At 71.5% G+C, this 1693-nt stretch carries 4 protein-coding genes; 2 read left to right on the top strand and 2 right to left on the bottom strand.

Annotated elements, in window-relative coordinates; translation table 11 throughout:
• Both I5G_RS03715 and arr read left to right on the top strand, forming a co-directional pair.
• On the top strand, positions 1-737 hold a 737-nt coding region (locus I5G_RS03715; protein WP_022877851.1), incomplete at its 5' end, for an AMP-binding protein.
• 9 nt (positions 738-746) lie between these two features.
• Positions 747-1142 carry an NAD(+)--rifampin ADP-ribosyltransferase gene (gene arr, locus I5G_RS03710; RefSeq protein WP_022877850.1) on the top strand — a complete coding sequence of 132 codons (396 nt, stop codon included), beginning with the start codon at positions 747-749 and terminating at the stop codon, positions 1140-1142.
• Positions 1143-1146: 4 nt separating this feature from the next.
• On the opposite strand, the gene I5G_RS25695 is transcribed toward arr, so the two are convergent.
• Positions 1147-1284, bottom strand: a complete 138-nt coding sequence (locus I5G_RS25695) for a hypothetical protein (protein ID WP_022877849.1) — start codon at positions 1282-1284, stop codon at positions 1147-1149.
• Positions 1281-1693, bottom strand: a 413-nt coding sequence (locus tag I5G_RS20400) for a dihydrofolate reductase family protein (protein ID WP_239642482.1), incomplete at its 5' end; no start/stop codon positions are given. The genes I5G_RS20400 and I5G_RS25695, both read right to left, overlap by 4 nt.

Here is a 1693-nt window from a genome sequence, read left to right as displayed (position 1 = left end):
CCGGTGAGCCGCTCAACCCCGATGTGATCGCGCACGTGCAGCGCGCATGGGGTCTCGACATCCGCGACGGCTACGGGCAGACCGAGATGACCGCGATCGTGGCGAACACCCCCGGCGCGGCGCTCGTGCCCGGCTCGATGGGGCGCCCGCTGCCGGGCTGCCCCGTCGTGATCGTCGACCCGCTCACCGGCGCGCTCGCCGACGAGGGCGAGATCTGCCTCGACCTCACCGACCGTCCCCTGAACCTCATGACGGGCTACGTCGGAGACCCAGAGCGGAACGCGGATGCCTTCGCCGAGGGGCTCTTCCACACCGGGGACGTCGCGCGGCGCGACGAGACCGGCAGCATCACCTACATCGGTCGCACCGACGACGTCTTCAAGTCCTCGGACTACAAGATCAGCCCGTTCGAGCTGGAGAGCGTGCTGATCGAGCACCCCGCGGTCGTCGAGGCGGCCGTCGTCCCCGCCCCCGACGCGCTGCGACTGTCGGTGCCGAAGGCCTACGTCGTGCTGGCATCCGGTCACGAGGCGGGCGAGGAGGTCGCGCTCGAGATCCTGCGCTTCGCGCGCGAGAACCTCGCACCCTTCCAGCGACTGCGGCGCATCGAATTCGCGGAGCTGCCCAAGACGATCTCGGGCAAGATCCGCCGGGTCGAGCTGCGCGAGCGCGAGGAGCGCGCGGCCCGCGGCGAGGTCGTCGTCGTGGAATGGCGCGACGACAGTCTGCGCGGCTGAGGGGGCGAGATGGACTCCGGACCCTTCTTCCACGGGACGAAGGCCGACCTGCGGGTCGGCGACCTCCTGACGCCCGGGTTCCGATCGAACTACCGCCCCGACGTCGTGATGAACCACGTGTACTTCACGGCGCTCCTCGACGGCGCCGGCCTCGCCGCCGAGATCATCCCCGGCGACGGCCCGCCGCGGGTCTACGAGGTGGAGCCGACGGGGGAGTGGGAGGACGACCCCAATGTCACCGACAAGAAGTTCCCGGGCAACCCCACCCGGTCCTACCGCAGCGCTGCACCGTTGCGGATCGTCGCCGAGCGCGACGACTGGACGCGGCTGACGCCCGAGGCGCTCGCCGCGTGGCGCACCCGGTTGACCGAGATGCGGGACGCGAACGCCGAGATCCTGAATTGAGCCGCTAGCTCGGCTCGGTCGTGCGGATGAGCCCGCAGGTCACGCACGACCACGCGACGAGGAAGCGCTCGTCGTCGAGCACCTCGAACCGGAGAGGGTCGCCGCACGTCGGGCACGTGGGGAGGCCCTCGGGCGTCCTCACCGCGCGAACGTCACGTGCACGACGCCGCTCTCGGCGACCTCGGACGTGACCGTGTAGTCGGCGTGGAGGTGGCGGAGGTCGTCCCACAGGCGCGTGCCGCTGCCCAGGACCACGGGCCGGACCGCGACGTGCAGCCGGTCGACGAGGCCCGCCGCGAGGGCCGAACGCACCGTGGAGACGCCCCCGCCCACGCGCACGTCGGCATCGCCGGCGAGCTCGGTCGCCCGGCACACGGCATCCTCGATCCCGGTCTGCACGAATTCGAAGCGGGTTCCGTTGGCGAAGTCGATCGGCGGGCGTTCGCGGTGCGTCAGCACGAGGACCGGCACGCGGAAAGGGGGCTCGTCGCCCCCACACCGCGCCAGTCGGGGTCGTCCGGGACGAATGGATGCCGACATCCGGCCCCCAT

This window comes from Microbacterium sp. B19 (genome assembly GCF_000333395.1).
In the GTDB taxonomy this organism is placed as follows: Bacteria; Actinomycetota; Actinomycetes; order Actinomycetales; family Microbacteriaceae; genus Microbacterium.
This window is presented reverse-complemented; position numbering and strand designations above follow the sequence as displayed.